Genomic DNA, 20598 nt, shown 5'->3' with positions numbered 1-20598 from the left:
CATTCCGGTGATGTCTCGCCATATGGCAAGGTTTGAATGAATAGTCAGGGCAATCCGTCGTCGTTTCGCAGGCCCATTCTTGAGCCACTTCGTCCACACGGTCTAAGACAGCGAGTAATCCATTATATCATCGTTCAGATCAATGTGGGGCACCGTCCATGATCAGCATTGCTGGCCGATGGCGACAGTCCGCAATGAGACGCAAGCGGCCATCCTAGGCGGCAAGGTTGAAGCCATTCGCAGGCCGATCCCGAACGTTGGAAATGACTCGCGTTCTCTCGGGACTGAGCGTTAACTGAGTTGTTGTGACAGAGGAGGCAAACCATGGCCATGTATCTCACGCGCTTCAGCTACACGCCCGAGACATGGGCGCGAATGATTGAAAACCCCGAAGATCGCCGTGAGGCGGCACGTGCGTATATAGAATCCGTAGGCGGAAAGCTCCATGGGTTCTGGTACGCCTTTGGTGAGCATGATGGTTGGAATCTGTGGGAGGCGCCTGACAACGTATCGATGGCGGCTGTCGCCCTTGCCATCGGCGCAGGAGGCGCGCTCAGCTCTATCGAAACCACTGTCCTCCTCAGCGTTGAGGATACGATGGGAGCACTTGGAAAGGCAAAGTCGATTAGTTATCGTCCCCCCGGATCCTAGGCTGGTGCACTCCTCTCACCCATACTGAAGGTCGGCGGGTCCTGCTCCCTTCAAGGAGAGGAATAACAGTCACTTGGCCGCGAAGATCGTTTGTTAATGTGCCACGTCTCTTGCTTAGTGAGACGGAGGGCCGGCGCGCGCAAGGTCGGCCGATGCCCAATCCAGAATAGCGTTGTCTCGGAAGTTCCAAGCCTGCCGCCAGGACTGGATCGTCGCAATCGGACCCGACTTCAGCATCTTCGCCACGGCAGCTTGGGCCTCGGCGTCGCGCCCAAGACGCATATAGGCGATGGCTAATTGCACCGGAGCGTCGGCAAATTCCCTGGTCTTGAGTACCTCGACGGCTTCTTTGTTTTTGCCAAGGACGATGTAGATGAAACCTCGCACGTAGTTAAAAAACCAAGACAGTCCCGGGGTCCCGAGCAGCTGCCTTGTCTGTCAGCTCCAGCGTCTTTTCGGGCTGACCGGCATGTAGGAAGATACTTCCTGCATCAGTGAGGGTGAAGGCATTATAGGGTGCGGCGCGATGGCCTTGTTCATTGCCGCAATAGCGCCATCATGGTCCCGCTTGAGCGTCAGGAGCCAAGCACTGTGCCAATTTGCCAGCCTCGTTACCTGCGGGCTTAAGTTCTTGTCGGCGAGGCCTGATTGAACCACTCCGCCTCCTGAAGATCTTTCTGCGGGTCAGAACTGTAAAGCAGCCCAACCTTTAGCCAATGAGACCACCCCAGCTCCACGGCTAGAGCCGGGAAACGCCTTCAGGGCGAAACTGCGGCCGCAGCGCCAAAATAGCCGTTGCACTCGTGAGACTTGGGCTCACGGTAACCGGTGTGCGGGATCCGGTTCAGCTGCGGAAAAGCAGTTCTGAAACCACATCCGAAGTGCTGCGATGTCAGTGCGCTGTTCCAGCCCCAAGGCGCAGGCAAAATGATAGGCGTCGCCGGCGAGTGATTGCGTGAATGGGGCCTCTAGCAAACCAGCAGCAAGTGCATCGGCTACGAGCACTCGACTGGCGATGACCACGCCTTGGCCGGCAATGGCCGCCTGGACGGCTAGCATGCTATCGGGAAATCGGGGGCCGGCACTGGTATCAAGGTCGGTGATGCCGGCCTGTTCACACCAGCGATTCTAATCGGGTTTCGGCGCCGGGCGGCTTCGCCCGTCGATGTGGATCAATGTGACGCGCCGCAGATCGCCAAGTTGCGATAGACCGAGGCTCGGGCTGCAAACCGGCGTCATCGCGTCGCTGCGAAGTTGAATACTGGCTGTGCCAGCGAATGGACCACGCCCGTAACGGATCGCGGTCTCGATGCCCCTGGAGCGCAATTCCTCGACCTTATTCGATGCGTGCAACCGTAAGTCGATATTCGGGATGGTTTGGCGCAGCGCATCCATCCGCGGCACCAGCCAGTGACTCAGAAACGCTATCGTTGACGTCAGGGTGACCGTTGTCGGCGCCGTCTCAGCCAGCAGTCGTGTGACGACCCGCTCGATTTCGCCAAAACCGGCGGCCGTCGCCTCGTAAAGCGCCTTACCCCGCGGCGTCAGCGTCACGGCTCTGGGCGTCCGGTCCAGAACGCGCAGGCTCATATAGGCTTCGAGCTGTTTGATCTGATGGCTGATTGCCGTGGGGGTGACCAAAAGCTCTTCGGCTGCGGCCTTGAAGCTCGCGAGGCGCGCGGCGGCTTCAAAAGCGCGAATCGCGGACAGGGGAGGCAAACGCGGGCGGTGCATGCTGAATCCAATTCATCTTAGAGCTGAGGATTCGGATTTTTATCGTTTAATAAGAATGGGCTACAGTGATGAAGGCTACGATACACCAAATCTAACTCATTAAAGTCGAGGTGCAAAATGGTAGAACTGATCGCAGGTCTCATCGATGTATTTGCGGATGTGCCGCTGACGGGGAATCCGCTGGCCGTGGTACAGGACGCGGACGGCCTGACGGATGACCAGATGCGACGGATCGCAGGCGAGTTCAATCAAGCCGAAACCACATTCCTCATGCGGAGCACACGGGCGGACTGGAAACTGCGATCATTCACTGCGAGCGGTGCAGAGGTGTTCGGTGCGGGTCACAATGCACTTGGGGCGTGGCTCTGGCTCGCAGAGAATGGCGACCTCGGTTCGCTGACCGCGGCCCGAACCTTTCAGCAGGAGATCGGTAGAGATGTTCTGCCGATTGAGCTCGAGTCGGTCGGCGGTCGCATCCACGGCCGCATGCGCCAGATGCCTTTGCGCTTGTCGAATCCGCTGGACGACGTCGCGCCTCTGGCTGACGCCCTCGGCCTCGATCCCAGAGACATTTTGCCCGAACCGCCTGCACGTCCGGCCGATACCGGAGCCACGCACCTTATGGTGCGCGTCCTGAATGTGGATTCCGTGGACAGAGCGCTGCCGGTCGCCGACAAATTGCTCGCCGTTCTTGAGAAGACGCCTGCGGAGGGCTGCTACATCTATGCCCTCGATGCTGATGCGCCGGATACCGCTTACGCTCGGTTTTTCAATCCCTCCGTCGGCCTCTGGGAGGATGCTGCAACGGGGACCGCAGCCGGCCCTCTGGCGGCCTATCTTGCCGCCACGGGAAACCTCACGAACAACGAACTGGTAATCGAGCAAGGCACCAAAATGGGCCGCCGGAGCATTCTGCGTATCCGACTTGCTCCCCTGCCGGAACTCTCCGGGGCCGGGATCGTCGTGGTCAAAGGAGTGATCCGGCTTTAGAGCCCTTCCAGGAAAAGTGTGTAGCGGTTTCCGTGACACGCGTAGCCTCATGGACAGAGCGCCTCAGTGTTTCAATGAAACACTGAGGCGCTCTGGTCTTGCCGGAATTCTGCCGTCGAATCTGTCACATTGAACGACAGGAACTCGGCGTGCTCTCAAAAGCGCTTTTACGCACGCTCATTGAGATCGTCCATCGATCAAAGCACGGATACGTTTTCCGCCTTCGATTTTCCGGTCTTGCGATCTTGACCGACGTCGTAGCTGACTTTGTCACCCTCTTTCAGCGAACCGCCGTGTTGCAAGGCAGACACGTGAACGAAGACGTCCGTTCCGCCATCCTCAGGCGTGATGAAGCCAAAACCCTTGTCGTCGTTGAAAAATTTAACAGTACCTTTAGGCATGATAGTCCCTCCTTGCTCGCGCACTTTTGGCTCGCGTGCCGAACCTACAGCGCGAATGCTTTCCGATCAATGTCAGCAGCCTTTATGATCATTCCCACGTGTGATTACTTCGGTGACGAGGAATGACGGTCTCGTTTAGGCTGAGCTTGAATCCATGAAAGCGTTCCTTGGGATCAAAGCCGGTCTTCCTGGAAATTGATACTTGTCAACTGATGCGATTCAGGGAAATCTCCGCCGGCTTCCGGGAGGACGACCATGGCAGAGAACATTCACACGCCTGAGCAGGCAAGCCGCCGCGAGTGGGTTGGCCTGTGGGTCCTGTCCATCGCATGCCTGATCTACTCGATGGACTTGTCGGTGCTGTTCCTCGCGGTGCCCGCGATCGTTGCGGACCTCGATCCGTCCGCATCGCAACTGCTCTGGATAAATGACATCTATGGCTTCATGGTCGCGGGCTTTCTCGTGACCATGGGAACGCTGGGAGACCGGATCGGTCGCCGGCGGGTGTTGCTGATGGGCGCTTTTGCTTTCGGCGTCGCATCCGCCTTCGCGGCTTTCTCAAATACCCCGGGGCAACTCATTCTGGCACGGGCCCTGCTTGGCATCGCCGGTGCGACGATCGCTCCCTCCACTCTGTCGCTCATCGTCAATCTCTTCAAAAATGAGGCGGAGCGGAACAGGGCGATCAGCATCTGGGGCACGGCCTTTGCGCTGGGCGGCCTCGTTGGCCCCCTCATCGGCGGAATTCTGCTACAGTATTTCCACTGGGGATCGGTGTTCCTGATCAACATACCAGTCATGCTCCTGCTTCTGGCGGTCGCCCCGTTTCTGCTGCCGGAATACAAGAACAATGATGCCGGCCGACTGGATTTATTGAGTGTCGTGCTTTCGCTCGCCACCGTTCTGCCGATCATCTACGGTTTCAAGCATATGGCTGCCGACGGCTTCCAGCTTGCCCAAATCGTCTACATCGGCCTGGGGCTTCTGGTCGCCCTCCTGTTTGTGAGGCGCCAGCGGCGCCTCAGCGATCCGTTGGTCGACCTCGCGCTCTTTCGGGTACCAGCGTTCACGGCCTCTCTGATGGTAAACCTCGCCGGTGTCTTCTTCGTCTTCGGCGTCTTTCTGTTTCAGAACCTCTTCCTGCAGCTTGTGCTTGGTCTGTCACCATTGGAAGCTGCTCTTTGGTCTGCGCCATCGGCCCTAGTCTTCGCTGTCATGTCTTTCCAGGCCTACCGCTTCACCAACCGCTTCGGACCCGTCAGAACAGTGCTCGGCGGGCTTTTGATCAATGCAGCGGGAGCTGCCGCCATGGCTATCGCCGCCTACGCCGAGAGCTTGATCGGGATCCTTGGCTCCAGCATGATTATCGGCTTCGGCTTCGTTCCGGTCGTCCTTACCACGACCGGCCTGATCGTCGGGACTGCACCGCCCGAACGGGCAGGCTCGGCTTCGGCCATATCGGAGACGAGCGCTGAATTTGGAGGCGCATTGGGCATCGCGGTGCTCGGCAGTTTGGCGACCCTGATCTATCGTATGGCGATGAACCGCGCCGACCTGAGCAGCCTCAATCCCGTGCAAGCCGAGGCCGTTTCTGCGACTCTTGCCGGCGCAGTCGAGACAGCTCGGTCGATGCCAGGTTCAACTTCCGCTGTCTGGCTGGAGACAGCGAAAAGCGGCTTCTCACTTGGCTTTGCCATCTGTTGCGTCGTTGCAACGGTGACGCTCCTTCTTCTCGCGATCGTCGCCCGGCGGGTATATGCCACCGCACACATCGACGAGAGCACATTGGCCCCTCATTAGACCACGATGATTTAGGATGGCAGGGAGAGAGGAGCGGGTAGTGCCCTCATCGGAGTCGGCGGATTGCATGGATTGAGCCGGTCTCGCCCAAACCTTTTGGCCTCGCCAACGTTCTACCTCCTTAATCGAAGGAGGTACCAATGAAATCCGAAACCGGGCAGAAGCAGCGCGATATCCAGAAACAGGTTGAAAGGGCCGACAAGAAGGAAAAGCCGAAGACCTCAGGAGCCATGCAGGCGGGCGCTCGACGTTATCCAGAGCCGCCATTCCCAAAGGTGCATCAGGACAAGCCAGGCTCAGAGGCTGATCTCCCCGTCGCGCCAATGTATGATGCACCGTTTTACAAGGGCTCAGACAAGCTGAAGGACAAGGTGGCGCTGATCACGGGGGGTGACTCCGGCATCGGTCGGTCGGTGGCAGTCCTCTTTGCCCGTGAAGGGGCGGACGTCGCCATCGTGCATCTCGATGAATCTCAGGACGCAGATGACACAAAGGCTGCTGTTGAGAAGGAGGGACGCAAGTGCCTTGTGATCAAAGGCGACGTCAAGGATGCGAGCTTCTGCCGAAAGGCAGTGGAAAAAACGGTGATGCAGCTTGGTCGCCTCGACATCCTCATCAACAACGCCGCCTTCCAGGTTCACACTCGTGACATCGAGGACCTGACCGACGAGCACTTCGACGAAACGCTGAAGACGAACCTCTACGGCTACTTCTACATGGCAAAGGCCGCTATTCCGCATTTGAAGAACGGCTCGGCAATCATCAACACTGGATCCGTCACGGGCCTTACCGGCTCGAAGGAACTTCTGGACTACTCCATGACCAAGGGGGGAATTCATGCCTTCACCCGTGCACTTTCGGGACATCTCGTGCCCAAAGGTATCCGCGTGAACGCCGTCGCCCCCGGCCCGGTCTGGACGCCTCTCAATCCATCGGACAAAGAGGCTGAAGATGTGGAGAAGTTCGGTTCCCAAACGCCAATGAAGCGGGCAGCGCAGCCAGAGGAAATTGCTCCGGCCTACGTCTTCCTCGCCTCTCCGCAAATGTCGAGCTACATCACCGGCGAGATTCTTCCGATCGTCGGCGGTTATTGATCTCGTCTTGTAATTTCAGTGCTCCGGTTCAAATCGCCTCAGGGTGAGGGGAGAACTATCTGTCTCATGGTCGGCTAAGTGCGGAATTCCCGAAGGACCGTAGCGGCGGGAATGCCGCTTCGGTACTTTGGTAGGCGCTGCGGGTCAGCCTGGCGCGTCCAGGCAGGCCTCTTTCCATGCATGACCGAGTAGTCGGGAGGGAGATTGTCCTCCCCAATTTCTCGGGGGCTTTCGGCGGTTCGTTTTCTCCAAGTCACGGGACCAGCAGTGATATCCGGGCGGTCGTTTGCCGGTCCCGATAGCCGCGTTGGACGAGCGGAAGCCCGGCGGTCTCTGTCGCGATGTTCTATACGCTACCGTATATTGACGTATCTGCAACGGTGTAGTATACGCCGCCGTATAGTACGGATGGGTCATCACGATGAGAACGGACTTAGTCAATCGCCCTCAAGATGGGAGCGCCGGCCGCAGCGCACTTCTGGTGGCATCCGCAGTCAATGCCGTTGCCGCCATTTACCACATCATTGGCGGGACGCCCGAGGTGATGTACCCCGTCTACTCGGCCAATCTGCCACCCTCCTCGGCCGGTGTGCTCGACATCTTGTGGTACCAGATGGCGGCGCTGATAGTGGGCGGTGCCGTGGCCACGCTGGTGGCGGCATTCCGTAGCGACTGGCGCTGGCCGGTAGCCTGGATAATAGGAGGTCATTTCCTGGTGGTTTCGGGTATCTGCCTGTTCTTCACCTTTGTCTGGTTCGGAAACCCTTGGGGCCTTATTCAATGGGCGATCTTCGGCCCGGTAGGGCTCATCATATTTTGGGCGGCCGCCCGTCCGGCGGAAAGAGCCGGCGCTCCAACCCTTTGAAACGACGCACTTCCGGACGGAAAGCCGTTATACACTTTTCTGGAAGTGCCTAGCTTCGGCAGACGGGGCGGACCGTGAGGCGGGTCGAATGGCAGATAAACAAGATGGTCCAACAAAGGCCGATTGGGTCGCGGCCGGATTGACTGCTCTGACAGCCGGAGGCATTGAGGCGGTCAGGGTGGAACGTTTGGCCGTGATTCTTGGCGTGAGCAAAGGCCCGTTCTACTGGCGCTTCAAGAATAGAGGTGAGCTTCTCGAGGCAATCATAGAGTTTTGGAAGCGTGACTTCACCGCCGATCTAATCGAACAGACTAGTCACTTCGACACACCACGTGAACGCTTGGAGGCGTTGGCAGAACTCGCCGTCGTATCGACGTCTGGTGCTTTGGACGTTGCGAAAACAGAGTGCGCGCTTCGGGCGTGGGCGGCACAGGACCCATTGCCAAGGGCCGCAGTGCGGGAGGTGGATGCGATGCGCACCAAACACCTCACGGAGGAGTTCAAACTTCTTGGCGCGCCGCACCCGTTGGCGGAACAACTTGCGAAAGCCATCTACCTGGCGCTCTTGGGGCTTTATACGGTTCGCCAATACACGCCGGAGCTCGCCGACGAGCAATCATATCTGACCGCCGTGAGGATCGCGCTCGACGCTGCACAGATACAGTCTCACTCGACCGAAGCCAGCGCGGCGAAAAGCAGGCTTGAGCCAGACATCTAAACACGTGGAGCAATTTTGCTTCGCTATCTGATCGCTAAGCCGCCTTCTGGTCATCGACCCGAGATAGCTTACGTAGCTGCGGCGGGCGCGACATCGTGATCCGACATCAAAGGTCTACGCGCCCCGCCATTGTTTCTTCCAACGGGTAGCCCGTCTCCAGAAGAGATTTGACGCTAGCAATGAGATGAGGCCATCCCTTCGAGATAGCAGCGATGGCAACGGGAGTTTTCCACTTCGGATTATTGGAGGACCGTCAGCTTTACCGACGTGTCGATCATCTTCGATGACGTAGCTAACCTCGGAATGCCCCTCCTGGCGGAGGTCCTCATGAAGCTCGTCGCGCCAGAAAATCACAAGCCTATTCGGTCGATCCGCCTCAATGACCTCTCCGGAATCCGCTGGCCGCCCATCCGGAGCAACCAGCCGCCATGGAGAGCCCCGCGACCAATCGCTTTCTTGCCAAGTGCCCGCCCAATACTGCCTGGTAACCTCCTGGATCGCGAGGGCTTGCCAAGGAACGTCGGGGCTGCAGCGGATGTAGGTGGAATATGTGAAACGTTCCTCATCGCCCGGTTCCTTTCGGTGGTATTCAGCGGGAGCCGGAGTTCGTCACGCCTCAGAAGCTAGCGCGATTTCCATTTCACGCTCAGCCACGGCATGAAGGGCCCAAAAGTCAGGAATGCTTATTCCAGCGATCCGTTTCTCAAGGACCGCAAGATGTGCGTGCCAGCCACCACCGAAGTTGAGCGCATCCTCAGAGCCACGAAGACCCGTGTGGGTCAGGACTAAGCGTGTTGTTCCGCTGTCTATCTCGGTCAGCGCAAACGTGACTTCCCCCGCCTTGCCGTCTTCCCATGTGAAGGCCAGGAGATGAGGTGGTTCATAGCGAGTAATGCGTTCGTGCCAGCGATGGCCAACATACGGTTTGTACCGGTCCGGCGTGGGAACGACCTCGTCCGAGAGACGGTCGTGATCCATGGTCAGCCCGAAGGCGCCGCCAACCTGCAGGTCCGTTGGACCCGACATGAACCAGCGCGCGCGGAGCTCGGGATCAACCAGGTACTGCCAAACGGTAGCGGCAGGTGCCGCGAGGATTCGTTCAAAGCGAAGCATGTCGGGCGAGATCTTGTCTGCAGTCATTGATTCAGCTCCTCCTTTAGGGCCTGTTCAAGCGCGTCCAGGCGAACGTTCCAGAACCGCTGCCACTGGGCGAGCCAGTCATTCGCCTCTTTCAAATTCCCGGCGTTCAGCCGGCAGATATTCTGCCGGCCAACCTTGCGTCGTTCGATGAGGCCGGCTCGCGCCAAGATCGCGACATGTTTTGCAGCGCCAGCGAGCGTCATCTGATAGGGCCTGGCGAGTTCGCTGATAGGCTTCTCACCAGATGTCAGAGCGGCAAGCATTCCCCTCCGGGTGGGATCCGCAAGGGCAGCGAATGTCAGAGTCAGCTTTTCGTCAACCATATGGTTTAGTATTGCCGAAACGGAAAAATGTCAACCGATTGGTTGAGCATTACCGGTTCGCATTTTCGCGGGGAAACAGCTCCTTCGACATGAAGGACCGTTCGAAGGTCCGCTGCGGGCGGCACCGATGGCCGGCCGAAATCCTGGTGATCGAGATTGCAGAAGACGTGCTCGACGACGAACTTCACTATCTCCGCCGGAAATCTATCGCTGAAAGGAGGTCGACCCTCCGGTCAGACGATTGACGGCCTTTGGCCGTTTCGAGGAAAATCGTCACAAACTTTTCCTCGAATTGCTCTAAGGCACCTGGGATCCCGTCACGGCGACATAAACTGAATAAAGCGAGCGGGTTGCCGCAATGAACAGGCGGTTGCGCCTTGGACCGCCGAATGTGAGATTGGCGACGGTCTGCGGAACGAGAATCTTGCCGATCAGCTTGCCGGCAGTGTCGAAACAGTGCACGCCATCTCCGGCGCTCGACCAGAGGTTTCCGTTCGCGTCCGTCCGGATGCCGTCCGGAATTCCTTTGTCGATGACGCAGAAGACGCGGCCGTTCGCAAGCCGGCCGCCGTCCGTCAAGTCGAAGGCGCGTATGTGCCGAGGGAGGCGGTCGTCATGGCTCGCCGATGAATCCGCCACGTAGAGGATCTTTTCGTCGGGCGAGAAGGCGAGGCCGTTCGGCTGGGTGAAGTCCGTCACGACTGCCGAAAGCTCGCCGGTCTCCGGATCGAGCCGGTACACGTTGCGTGTCGGCTGCTCCGGGTCGGCGTGATAGCCTTCGTAGTCGGACATGATGCCGTAGGTGGGATCGGTGAACCAGATTGTGCCATCCGACTTCACCACCACGTCGTTCGGCGAATTGAGCCGCCTGCCTTCGAAACGATCGGCGAGCACGGTGATCGAACCGTCCACCTCGGTGCGCGTGACGCGGCGCGTGCCGTGCTCGCAGGAGATGAGCCGCCCCCGCCTGTCGCGCGTATGTCCATTGGTAAAATTCGACGGTTGCCGATAGACGGAAACGCCGCCCTCCGGCGTCCATCGCAGAATGCGCTGATTGGGAATGTCGCTCCACAGGAGCTGGTTCGCGTCGTTGAACCAGACGGGACCTTCCGCCCAGCGGCAGCCGGAATAGAGCTCGTCGAGCCCAGCGCTGGTCACGATCATCTGCCGGAAGCGCGGGTCGTGGATTTCGTAGATGGAGGCCTCGGCCATGGCAGTCTTTCCGTTTATCGCATGCCCCGGCGACCGCCGGCGAGCATGATGACGCTGATGATGATGAGGCCGGTCATGATGAGGCGAATGCCTGCGCCGAGCCCATAGGTGTTGAGCATGGAGACCACGAGGAACATGAAGAGCGATGCGCCCCAGATGCCGGGCACGTTGGAATCGCCGCCGGCCACCGCTGTGCCGCCGATCACGACGACGGCGATCGACATCAGAAGATATTCCGCGCCCATGTTGAGCGCCGCGCCGCCGGAGAAGCAGGCGAGCAGATAGCCGCTGATCGAAGCGAGCACGGCACAGAACAGGTAGGTGACGAAGCGCGTGCCGTCGACCGGGATGCCTGCCATGCGCGCGGCCGGCATGCTCTGGCCGATGGCCGAGATCCAGCGGCCGTAGATCGTCTTCTCGAGCAGGATCCAGGCGAGGATGGAGATCAGGACAGCGACGATCGCCACGTTCGGGACGCCAAGCGTATTGGTGGTGGTAAATTCCGCAAGCACGCTCGGGGGCTTGATACGAAGACCGCGGTTCGTCCAGATCGCGCCGGACTGGACGACGAAGCTCATGGAGAGCGTTGCGATAATTGGCGGGATGCGCAGCGCCTTGATAAGCGTATAGTTGCAAAGGCCGACGCCAAGGCCAATGAAGACGGCAAGGAGAAGGCCGGGCAGGACCATGCCGTTTTCGACATTCATCAGCTTCAGTGCCACCGTGCCGGCGAGCGTCATGGTAGCGGGAACCGAGAGGTCGATGTTTCCGGGGCCGAGGGTGATGACGAACATCTGCCCGATGCCGACGATCACCGAGAAGGCCGCAAAGGTGAGCGCTGCCTGCGACAGTCCGAGCGTGCCGGCGCCGCCCGTCACCATGATCGTCAGGAACCAGACGATAAAGGCGGCAAGCCACGACCAGACCCAAGGTTTGCCGAACTGGCGAATAAGTGCGTTCATCGGCGTTTCTCCCGCCTCTCGAGGCGGTTCAGCATCAGGCGGAGCGCGAGCACGATGATCAAAATCGCACCCTGCGCCCCAATCTGCCAATCCGGTGAGATGCGCAGGAAAGAGAGGAACGAGCCGGCAAGCGTCAGAGTTAGCGCCCCGATGACGGCGCCAATGGGAGAGACGCGGCCGCCTGTGAATTCACCGCCCCCGAGGATGACGCCGGCGATCGACAGCAGCGTGTAGCGCAGCGCAATATTGGCATCGGCCGAAGTGGTCAAGCCGACGAGGGCGATGCCGGCTAGAACCGCAAAGAGGCCGGCGAGGGCATAGGCGGTCGCGCGCGCAGCGACGATCGACCAGCCGGCGCGCTCCACCGAGCGCTGGTTGCCGCCGACGCCACGGATCAGAACGCCGAGCGAGGACCGCTTGACGATGAAATGCGCAATGACGGCGATTATGATGCTGGCGACGATCGCCATCGGGGCCAGGGGCGGCTTGACGGTCATCAGCCACCGCACCCAGTCGGGCGCCTGCCCGCCCGGTGCCGGCAGCAACAGCACCGCAAGGCCGCCCCAGACGAAGCTCATGCCGAGGGTGACGACGATAGACGGCAGGTTGCGCAAATGGATGACGACGCCGATCGCCGCATAGGCTGCGACCGCGCCGGCGAGGATCAGGATGCCGATTGCCGGCGCGTCCCGCAGGAAAGTCGCGGTCACGCACGCGACGAAGCTGACGAAGGCGCCCATCGAGAGATCGAGATCGTTCACCGCCATCACGAGCATCTGCGCGATCGTCGCGAGCGCGATCGGCACGGCAAGGTTGAACAGCAGGTTAAGGCCGATATAGCTCATGGCGCGCGGTTGCAGCCAGAACACCGCGGCCAGCAGCAGCGACAGCGATAGAGCGGGAATGACAAGGCGAATGGCGTCGGAGGACAGGCGGAACGTCATGCGGTCCCCTCGAAGGACGCGGAGATAATGTTCGCTTCGTCGATGGCATCGCCACCGAGTTCGGCCGTGATGCGGCCCTCGCGGAACACATAGACCCGGTCGCAGAGGCAAACCTCGTCCATTTCCGTCGAGTACCAGATGAAGGTGCGGCCGGCCGCCGCCTCCTCGCGGATGATCGCATAGACTTCCTGCTTGGTCCCGACGTCCACGCCGCGCATCGGATCGTCCATCAGAACGATTGGTGCGCGCGTGGCGAGTGCACGGGCGAAGAGCACCTTCTGCTGGTTGCCGCCGGAAAGCGACAGGATGCGGTTATTCAAATCGGGCGTGCGTATTTCGATCCGTTCTTTCCAGGCCGTTCCCCTCGTCTTTTCGCCGGCTTCGAGGACGAGACCGCGGCGGGACATGTCACCGAGCGAGGCGATGGAGAAGTTACGCAGGATGCTCCACAGTTCGAAAATCCCATTGAGGCGGCGGTCGCCGGCGACGAAGGTGACGAGCGGATTACCCTGCGGCAGCCAGTTGCCGGACCGGGCGGCATGCAGCGCGAGGAGGAGTTCGGTCTGTCCGTGGCCAGCCAGGCCAGCGAGGCCGATGATCTCGCCGGTGCGCGCCGTGAATGGAATACCCGCTGCCTGATGGGACAGAATGACTGGTGCCGCGGATTGGTCGCGCACCGGTCGCTGCCGCGTTTCCGCCTTCGCTACGCTCCCCATTGCCTCCACGAGCCCGTGATGGTCGAAGCGGTGCGCCGGACGTTCGGCGACGACGCGGCCGTCCTTCATGACGACGATACGGTCGGCGGTCTCGAGGATCTCGTGCAGGATATGCGAGATGAAGATGACGGATCCGCCCGCGGCGATGAAGCGGCGGACATGGTCGAGCATCTGACGGGCGAGGCTTGCATCGAGCGACGATGTCGGTTCGTCCAGGATCACCAGCCGCGCGGGAGTGCCGGCATCGGAAAAGGCCAAAGCGATTTCGACCATCTGCCGTTCGGCGATCGAAAGATCTCCCACGGTCCGGCCGCTGTCGATGCCATGGCCGGGGAAGACCGCGTCGAGGCTCTTCTCGATGATCTTCGCAGCCCGCAAACGCCAGCCGAATCCGCCGAGAGTGCGATGTACAAGACGGGTGTTCTCAACGATGGAGAGGTTGGGGCAGAGGGACAGCTCCTGAAAGACGCAGCGCACGCCTCGGTCGCGGGCGGCATTGATGCCGTAGCGTTCCTGCCGCTCGCCGTCACTCGTGACGATTCCGTGGTGCGGCATGAGGCCGCCATTGATCACGCTGACGATTGTGGACTTGCCGGCCCCATTATGTCCGACGAGCCCAACGCATTCGCCGGGCATGACACGAAGCGTGACGCCGTCGAGCGCCTTGACTGCGCCGAAGCTCACTTTGGCGCCGTCGACCGCAATGATCGCCTTCGCTACGTCGTCCATACTGCTCGCCATCATCTGCTCAACAAGACTGCCGCGCGGTCATCTACGGCCACGCGGCAGCCACCGGGAGATTTTCACTTTGCCGACTCGATGACCTTGATCGCGTCTTCCTGCGTGTACTCCACATTGGCGACGCCACCGGCCTGCGTATTTGCGAGGTTCGCTTCGAGATTGTCCTGATCTATGCGCAGAAAGGGAACGACGAGGTCCTTCTTTACCTCCTTGCCGTCGAGGATCTGCTGGGCGACCCAGAAGGCGAGAGTGGAGACACCAGGCGCTATCGAGACCGACATGGTCTCATAGCCGTTCGCATCCTTCTGCTCCTTCCACCATTTCAGTTCATCCTCGCGATTGCCCATCACGATGATCGGCATCTTCCGGTCGGTCGCGGCGATGGCCTGCGCGGCACCATAACCGTCTCCGCCCTGCGTCACCACGCCGACAATGTCAGGCAAGCTCGGCAGGATGCCGGCAACGGCCTTCTGCGCCACGTCCTGCGCCCAGTCTCCGTGCACGGAGCCGGCGATCTTGAACTGGGGGAACTGCTTGACGCCCTCATGGATGCCGGCCGAGATCTCGTCGTCGACGAATACGCCGGCAAGGCCGCGGATCTCAAGCAGATTGCCGCCGTCCGGAAGCTTGTTCGAAAGATACTCGACCTGACTGCGGCCCATTTCCTTGAAATCGACGGCAATGCGCCAGGCGCAGGGTTCGGTCACGATGCCGTCGAAGGAGACGACGGTAATGCCGGCATCGCAGGCCTCCTTGACCGCGCCGTTCAGCGCTGTCGGGGAGGCGGCGTTCAGCACGATCGCGTCATAGCCCTGCAGGATCATGTTCTGTATCTGCGCGGCCTGTTCCGTTGCCTGGTTCTCGGCGGTGGTGAAGGCGTCGGCCGAGGCGACGATGCCGGCCTTCACGGCTTCGCCCGTCACCTTTTCCCAACTCGTCAGCATGGCCTGGCGCCACGAATTGCCGGCATAGTTGTTCGAAAGGGCGATCTTCTTGGCCGAGGTGTCGGCAAATGCGGAGGCGGGCATCGCGGCGCAAGTGATCGCGGCCGATGCCAGAAGCATCTTACGGATGGTCATGTCTCTCTCCCTCATGATCGCCTGGCAGGCGATCGCTTCACCCGTCCCGGCCAATCGGTTCGAGTGAGATTGTTCTTGCACTGAGCTTCCTCCTCTCAGTAAGGGCAGGATGCGGGAGATCGGCGGACCTGTACAGGCGCAAGGCGGCAAGATGTTTGCGGGTTTTGCGGTACAAGCTGCGGGTTTACGCAAGACGGCGGCGCTCCCGCGGGCGCTTACTGGCAAAGCGATTGCGGCGGGTTGAGGAGCCTGCCGTTTCTGGAGGAACCCACCATGCTGCATTCCGCACCCGCAGCCATGTTTGATCATTATCTCGGCATCTCCCGGCTGCTTGCGGGCCAGCTCGACTTTCGCTCGGCCATTCGCTCCGTCGCAGCGGAGGTCGCGCACATCATCCCGCACGACCATCTCGATGTCTGTGTGCTCCTCGAGGACGGCAACTATCACACCGCCTATGAGACGGGCATTGAGACCGCCTGGGGCGACCTCGCCGGCGCACCTGTCGTCAACAGTCCGATCCGCTCCCTTCTATGGGGTGAAGTGGACTTCCTGCTGGCCGACGACGCAATGACCGACCCGCGTTTCCATTTCGACGGCGCGTTCAAGCGGCCGATCGTCGAACAGTCGCTGAGGAGCCGTCTGCATGTACCGATGAAGGTGCAGGGCGCGATCATCGCGGCGCTTTCATGTTCCTCGCAGGAAGCGGGTGCCTATACGATGGAGGACGTCGAGCGGGCCCGCATCATCGCAGACCTGCTTACGCCCTATTTCTTCGCGCTGCGGGCGGCCGAGCAAGCGCAACGGTCGGCGATCGTGGAGGCAGAGGCCAGGGCCCGCGAGGAGGGCCTGCGGCTGGGTGCGTTGAAACTCACCGAAGCATTGGAGCAGGAGCGCCAGCGCATCGGCATGGACCTGCACGACCAGACCCTCGCCGACCTGACGCGTCTCGCCCGCAGGATCGATCGGCTGTCGCGCAACGGCGAGGTGGCGCCGGAGGCACTGGAGCCCGTCTCCCGCTCCCTGCAGCATTGCATGCAGGACCTGCGGCAGATCATCGAGCAGGCAAAGCCTTCCGTTCTCCAGCTCTTCGGACTTACCCAGGCGATCGAGCACCACCTGGACCGCTCGACCCGGGACACGGGCTCCATCATCGAATGGGGCCTTGCCGACGAGACGAATGGCGCGCTGGAACGGCTGGAGCCGACCGTCATCGTCGCGCTGTTCCGCATCGCTCAGGAGGCGATCAACAATGCCGTGCGCCACGCTGCTCCGCTTGCCGTCAAGGTGCGGCTCGACGCCGCCGACGACCGGTTGTCGATCGAGATTTCGGATGATGGAACCGGACTTGCCAAAACGCGGGGACGGATCGGCGAGGGCATCGACAACATGAAGACCCGGGCGCGACTGATTTCCGCGCGTTTCACGATCGGTCCGGGCCACAATAATCGCGGCACCGTGGTCCGCGTGGTGCTGCCGCTCGCGCCGCACGACTCGGGCTCAATTGAGGAGAGGGCGGAATGAAGGTTCTGATCGTCGAGGACGACCCGTTGCATCGCTCCTACCTGCATGAGGCGGTCAATGCCGCCCTGCCGGAATGCGACACTGTGATCGAGGCGGAAAATGGAACGGTCGGCGAGAAGCTCGCCCGTGAGCATAAATCAGCGCATATCGTCATGGATCTGCAGATGGCGAGCCGCAATGGCATCGAGGCGGCGCGCACGATCTGGAAGGAACGGCCGGAGACTCGCATCCTGTTCTGGTCGAATTACTCGGACGAGGCGTATGTGCGCGGCGTCTCGCGCATCGTTCCGGATGGAGCTGCCTATGGCTACGTCCTGAAATCCGCGTCCGACGAGCGGCTGAAGCTTGCACTGCGCTCGATCTTCATCGAGAGCCAATGCGTCATCGATCGGGAGGTGCGGGGTCTTCAGCAGAAGAGCCTCGGCCAGACGAACGGGTTTAACGATTCCGAATACGAGATCCTCGTCGACATCGCACTTGGTCTTACCGACAGGGCTATTGCCAGGCGCCGCGGCCTGTCGCTGCGCAGCGTACAGAATCGCCTGCAGCAGCTTTACGACAAGCTCGACGTCTACCAGGCCGCTAGCGATGACAATGACGACGGCCGCTTTAATCTGCGTGCCCGCGCCATCACGATCGCCTTCCTGCGCAAACTCCTGAATTACAGCGCGCTGGAGCGGGCGGAAGCGGAACTGCAGGAGTGGTTGGACGGAAAATAGTCTCCAGGCGTTGCGAAAGCTTCAGTCTGGCCTTGGTGAACCGCTCTGGAGAACCGTATTCCCTTGCTCTATTTCCTGCTGTGTTATGCCTTTTCACAAAAAAGGTATAACGGCAGGATGCCTCCATGCTGAAGTCGATCGATCTCATGTATCAGGCGATGCTCGCGGAACTGGGGCAGCGGTCGCTCGACGCGGCATGGTCTGCGGACTTTCCCTCGGATGGTCGCTTCACTCCCCTTACGGTGAAGCAGCGACGATATTTGGTATTTCGATCGGCCTGACGGTAAAAGTGGTAGGACACGCGACTATGTAGGTCCTGCGAGCGATCCCGAAATCGCAAAACGTGTCGAGGACTTCAAAGCGCAAAAGGACGACCTTCGGGCCGGCGTCGAATGGTGTCCACCCTCACCCGCGAAGGCGGAATGGTTGCGCCGGATAGAATGTCGGGGGATGTCATTGAGGCGCTTGCATCCGGGGGCCTGTTCCGGCTCCGGGGTATCCTGATCGGCACAATCGCATTTCAGACTTACGCCGGAGTCCTGTCAGTGCGCCTCCCGGGTCATTCGATCATGACGGGCGACGCGGACGTCGCGCAGGATTTCGCTGTCAGCCGCGAAGTCGGCGACAGCATGCCGCCGATCCTACAATTGCTGCAGTCGGTCGACCCGACCTTTCGGCCTGTCCCACATCGATCCGGACAAGCCGCCTTCTCGAGCTTTCAAAACAAGAATAGCTATAAGGTCGAATTCCTGACGAACCGGTCCTCCGATGACTACATGGACCAGCCGGCAAGAATGCCGGCGCTGGGCGGCGCCAGTGCGGATCCACTTCGATTTCTCGATTTCTTGATCCGCGATCCGGTCAGAACGGTCGTGCTGCACAAGAGCGGAATCCCAGTAACGGTCCCTGATCCGTCTCGGTATGCCGTTCACAAGCTGATCGTGGCCTCGCGCCGCCACAACGACGGCCAAAGTGCGGTCAAGAGGGACAAGGACATCCGGCAGGCTGGGATACTGTTCGAAGCTATTCTGCAGACCCGCCGAAGCTCCGACCTTGCGCTAGTATACAATGAAGCATGGCAACGCGGCGACGCATGGAGGGCAGGCATCCGAGCAGGAGCCGCCATGCTGCCGGACGAAGGCAGGAAGCACCTTAAGGCCTGTCTGAAGGACAGGAGCCGTCGAGATCGATGAAGACGTCTCCCTACCGTTTTAATTGCATGGAGTGGGGAAAGGGGGAGTAGTGATTTGGCCAGCGATCATCAGGGACCATCGCAGCGCGGCTTTCTTGATGATTGTGATGCTGCTGCCTCAATGGCTCCCGAGGCCTGAGAACTTTTGGCGTTCGCGAATGTAAGCGATGGCGGCCGCTTCGAGGCTTTTGCACTCCTCCTCGGATTTGAGCAGGGCGGCGTCGTCTATTGATGCTGCACATCGCAGAACGTCGCGCCGCAGGCACGCATGCTCGTAGACCTCGCATAGCTTCAAGAAAGTGAGGTCATGGATCATCCAGGCACTGTCGCGAACATCAGGTGCCGCCAACAGCAGCCGAGCCATTCCAGCCTTCTGCACGTCCATTGTTACGCCCTGTATCCATCGACGAGGTGAATGCGCAATGGCTGTTGCTGAAAAATGGTTCCATGAGTGCACCGAGGCGGCGGCTTTTCGATCACGGCGGGCAAAACAACGAGGGCCGCACCCACTCGTGCGGGAAGCACCGTCATTCCGAGCTTGCTTCAGGTCTATCGCCGGGTTCGATCAATGTTGAAATCTGCTCGATCGGCATTGCAGCCAAGGTTTTGATGTCCTCGGCCAGCGCGGCGAGCTGTGCCGCTATTTCCAAAAGGTCGGAAGCAGAATTTTTCTCGCCGTTGTGATTCGTATCGCGGTCGTCCATGTCCCAATCCCCAAGCAACGGGTGGTTGCATAGCCTCGCGAGTTAAGGTCTGCCGTGGAAATCACAGGACCTCAGTCTTGCAAGGCACCAAACCGAGTGCGGAATCTAGCATGCCGTCTGTTTACGACGATGGGACATTGGTCCGACACCAAAGCGCCAAAGGTCCTACGCCCATACCGGCTGTTCCCAGGATGGGTCGGGGATCGCATTTTTTTGGTTGGACTTGGGGGCTTACTTACCGCAGCGCTTCCATCGGCACCTTGTCCATGTCGGTGAAGCTCATGTTGTCGCCAGCCATCGCCCAGATGAAGGCGTAGCGCCCGGTACCCGCGCCGGAGTGGATCGACCAACCCGGCGAGAGCACGGCTTCATGGTTCTTCAGGACGACATGGCGGGTTTCGCCCGGCTCGCCCATGAAGTGAAAGATTCGCGTCGCCTCCTGCATACCGAAATAGAGGTAGACCTCCATTCGCCGGTCATGCACATGCGCCGGCATGGTGTTCCAGACCGAACCCGGCTCGAACATCGTGAGGCCGACGAGCAATTGGCAGCTCTCGCAGACATCCGGATGAACATATTGGTTGATGGTGCGAGCGTTGGACTCTTCTGCCGAACCCAGGCTCAACTTCTTTGCCATGTCGCGGGTGATGTGCACGGTCGGACAGGAGCGGTGCGCGGGCGCGCTCAGGACGTAGAACAAGGCCGGCGCGTTCGCATCGTCGCTGGCAAAGCCGAGCGCACCACCGCCCATCCCGACATAGAGCGCTTCCTGAAAGCCGAGCACATGATCCTTGTCCCCGACGCTGACCGTGCCGGAGCCGCCGATATTGATGATCGCCGCTTCGCGGCGGTCCAGAAAGCGCTGCGTGCCTGTCTCGGCAATCCGGTCGATCACGAGCCTGTCCGCCGCCGGCACCACGCCGCCGACGATCATGCGGTCAAGATGGCTATAGGTGAGGTTGGCTCGGCCCGGCTGGAAAAGCGCTTCGATGACGAAGCCATCGCGCAGGCCCTGCGTGTTGCGCCTTGCGGCATCCTCAGGCCCGACCACCTGGCGAACTGATACGGAAATAGTCACGGCATCTGCCTCTT

At 60.2% G+C, this 20598-nt stretch carries 20 protein-coding genes and 3 pseudogenes; 9 read left to right on the top strand and 14 right to left on the bottom strand.

All coding sequences use genetic code 11. The annotated features are described in order from the left end of the window. Positions 1 to 324: 324 nt before the first annotated feature. Complete coding sequence (locus JOH52_RS31775) at positions 325 to 651, top strand: GYD domain-containing protein (RefSeq protein ID WP_014528207.1); 327 nt, start codon at positions 325 to 327, stop codon at positions 649 to 651. Between the two features lie 114 nt (positions 652 to 765). Here JOH52_RS31775 and JOH52_RS36355 read toward each other — a convergent pair. Together JOH52_RS36355 and JOH52_RS31765 are read right to left on the bottom strand one after the other, a co-directional pair. Continuing rightward, positions 766 to 1400, bottom strand: a pseudogene (locus JOH52_RS36355) (tetratricopeptide repeat protein); the annotation flags it as partial. Positions 1401 to 1467: 67 nt separating this feature from the next. Continuing rightward, positions 1468 to 2385: pseudogene (locus JOH52_RS31765) on the bottom strand (LysR substrate-binding domain-containing protein). Positions 2386 to 2502: 117 nt separating this feature from the next. On the opposite strand from JOH52_RS31765, the gene JOH52_RS31760 reads away from it, so the two are divergent. Next, on the top strand, positions 2503 to 3375 hold the full coding sequence (locus JOH52_RS31760; RefSeq protein ID WP_014532077.1) for a PhzF family phenazine biosynthesis protein: 873 nt from the start codon (positions 2503 to 2505) through the stop codon (positions 3373 to 3375). 197 nt (positions 3376 to 3572) lie between these two features. Here the strand turns inward: JOH52_RS31760 and JOH52_RS31755 are convergent, their stop codons facing one another. Next, positions 3573 to 3776 carry a cold-shock protein gene (locus JOH52_RS31755; RefSeq protein WP_010967097.1) on the bottom strand — a complete coding sequence of 68 codons (204 nt, stop codon included), beginning with the start codon at positions 3774 to 3776 and terminating at the stop codon, positions 3573 to 3575. A 255-nt stretch (positions 3777 to 4031) separates the two neighbouring features. Here JOH52_RS31755 and JOH52_RS31750 point away from each other — a divergent pair, with 255 nt between their 5' ends. The 4 genes from JOH52_RS31750 to JOH52_RS31735 all read left to right on the top strand — a co-directional run bounded on the left by JOH52_RS31750 (position 4032) and on the right by JOH52_RS31735 (position 8253). Then, positions 4032 to 5576: an MFS transporter gene (locus tag JOH52_RS31750; protein WP_014532075.1), complete on the top strand. Its 1545-nt coding sequence runs from the start codon at positions 4032 to 4034 to the stop codon at positions 5574 to 5576. 140 nt (positions 5577 to 5716) lie between these two features. Then, positions 5717 to 6670: an SDR family oxidoreductase gene (locus JOH52_RS31745; protein WP_014532074.1), complete on the top strand. Its 954-nt coding sequence runs from the start codon at positions 5717 to 5719 to the stop codon at positions 6668 to 6670. A 421-nt stretch (positions 6671 to 7091) separates the two neighbouring features. Continuing rightward, entirely contained in the window at positions 7092 to 7535 is a 444-nt protein-coding gene (locus tag JOH52_RS31740; protein ID WP_014532073.1) for a hypothetical protein, read from the top strand. An 88-nt stretch (positions 7536 to 7623) separates the two neighbouring features. Then, on the top strand, positions 7624 to 8253 hold the full coding sequence (locus JOH52_RS31735) for a TetR/AcrR family transcriptional regulator (protein ID WP_014532072.1): 630 nt from the start codon (positions 7624 to 7626) through the stop codon (positions 8251 to 8253). A gap of 114 nt (positions 8254 to 8367) precedes the next feature. Here JOH52_RS31735 and JOH52_RS36675 read toward each other — a convergent pair whose 3' ends face one another. The 8 genes from JOH52_RS36675 to JOH52_RS31695 all read right to left on the bottom strand — a co-directional run bounded on the left by JOH52_RS36675 (position 8368) and on the right by JOH52_RS31695 (position 15370). Then, positions 8368 to 8790, bottom strand: a complete 423-nt coding sequence (locus JOH52_RS36675) for an SRPBCC domain-containing protein (protein ID WP_080567598.1) — start codon at positions 8788 to 8790, stop codon at positions 8368 to 8370. A gap of 72 nt (positions 8791 to 8862) precedes the next feature. After that, positions 8863 to 9393, bottom strand: a complete 531-nt coding sequence (locus JOH52_RS31725) for an SRPBCC family protein (RefSeq protein ID WP_013845110.1) — start codon at positions 9391 to 9393, stop codon at positions 8863 to 8865. Further along, positions 9390 to 9716 carry an ArsR/SmtB family transcription factor gene (locus JOH52_RS31720; protein WP_003525245.1) on the bottom strand — a complete coding sequence of 109 codons (327 nt, stop codon included), beginning with the start codon at positions 9714 to 9716 and terminating at the stop codon, positions 9390 to 9392. Before JOH52_RS31720 ends, JOH52_RS31725 begins: the two co-directional genes overlap by 4 nt. 297 nt (positions 9717 to 10013) lie before the next feature. Then, positions 10014 to 10928, bottom strand: coding sequence for an SMP-30/gluconolactonase/LRE family protein (locus JOH52_RS31715; RefSeq protein ID WP_013845109.1), 915 nt, complete (start codon positions 10926 to 10928; stop codon positions 10014 to 10016). A gap of 14 nt (positions 10929 to 10942) precedes the next feature. Next, positions 10943 to 11890 (bottom strand): ABC transporter permease, encoded by a 948-nt coding sequence (locus JOH52_RS31710; RefSeq protein ID WP_013845108.1) that lies wholly within the window; start codon positions 11888 to 11890, stop codon positions 10943 to 10945. Beyond that, positions 11887 to 12834 (bottom strand): ABC transporter permease, encoded by a 948-nt coding sequence (locus JOH52_RS31705; protein ID WP_013845107.1) that lies wholly within the window; start codon positions 12832 to 12834, stop codon positions 11887 to 11889. The genes JOH52_RS31710 and JOH52_RS31705 overlap by 4 nt, the downstream gene beginning before the upstream one ends. Beyond that, positions 12831 to 14279 (bottom strand): sugar ABC transporter ATP-binding protein, encoded by a 1449-nt coding sequence (locus JOH52_RS31700; protein ID WP_020479344.1) that lies wholly within the window; start codon positions 14277 to 14279, stop codon positions 12831 to 12833. The genes JOH52_RS31705 and JOH52_RS31700 overlap by 4 nt, the downstream gene beginning before the upstream one ends. Positions 14280 to 14353: 74 nt before the next feature. Then, positions 14354 to 15370, bottom strand: coding sequence for an ABC transporter substrate-binding protein (locus JOH52_RS31695; RefSeq protein WP_010967108.1), 1017 nt, complete (start codon positions 15368 to 15370; stop codon positions 14354 to 14356). 273 nt (positions 15371 to 15643) lie between these two features. Between JOH52_RS31695 and JOH52_RS31690 the strand changes: the two genes are divergently transcribed. The 3 genes and pseudogenes from JOH52_RS31690 to JOH52_RS31680 all read left to right on the top strand — a co-directional run bounded on the left by JOH52_RS31690 (position 15644) and on the right by JOH52_RS31680 (position 18825). After that, complete coding sequence (locus JOH52_RS31690) at positions 15644 to 16891, top strand: GAF domain-containing sensor histidine kinase (protein WP_013845104.1); 1248 nt, start codon at positions 15644 to 15646, stop codon at positions 16889 to 16891. Then, a complete protein-coding gene (locus JOH52_RS31685) occupies positions 16888 to 17610 on the top strand; it encodes a response regulator transcription factor (protein WP_010967110.1) in 723 nt (240 codons plus the stop codon). The genes JOH52_RS31690 and JOH52_RS31685 overlap by 4 nt, the downstream gene beginning before the upstream one ends. Positions 17611 to 17738: 128 nt before the next feature. Further along, positions 17739 to 18825, top strand: a pseudogene (locus JOH52_RS31680) (nucleotidyltransferase family protein). Positions 18826 to 18920: 95 nt separating this feature from the next. On the opposite strand, the gene JOH52_RS31675 reads toward JOH52_RS31680, so the two are convergent. The 3 genes from JOH52_RS31675 to kduI form a co-directional block, all read right to left on the bottom strand. Continuing rightward, on the bottom strand, positions 18921 to 19187 hold the full coding sequence (locus tag JOH52_RS31675) for a hypothetical protein (protein ID WP_010967112.1): 267 nt from the start codon (positions 19185 to 19187) through the stop codon (positions 18921 to 18923). A 142-nt stretch (positions 19188 to 19329) separates the two neighbouring features. After that, positions 19330 to 19506, bottom strand: a complete 177-nt coding sequence (locus JOH52_RS31670) for a hypothetical protein (protein WP_013845102.1) — start codon at positions 19504 to 19506, stop codon at positions 19330 to 19332. Positions 19507 to 19741: 235 nt separating this feature from the next. Further along, on the bottom strand, positions 19742 to 20584 hold the full coding sequence (gene kduI, locus JOH52_RS31665; protein WP_014528218.1) for a 5-dehydro-4-deoxy-D-glucuronate isomerase: 843 nt from the start codon (positions 20582 to 20584) through the stop codon (positions 19742 to 19744). Positions 20585 to 20598: the final 14 nt, after the last annotated feature.

This window comes from Sinorhizobium meliloti (genome assembly GCF_017876815.1).
GTDB lineage: Bacteria > Pseudomonadota > Alphaproteobacteria > Rhizobiales > Rhizobiaceae > Sinorhizobium > Sinorhizobium meliloti.
The sequence above is the reverse complement of the archived record's forward strand: the minus strand, read 5'-3'. Positions and strand labels throughout refer to the sequence as shown.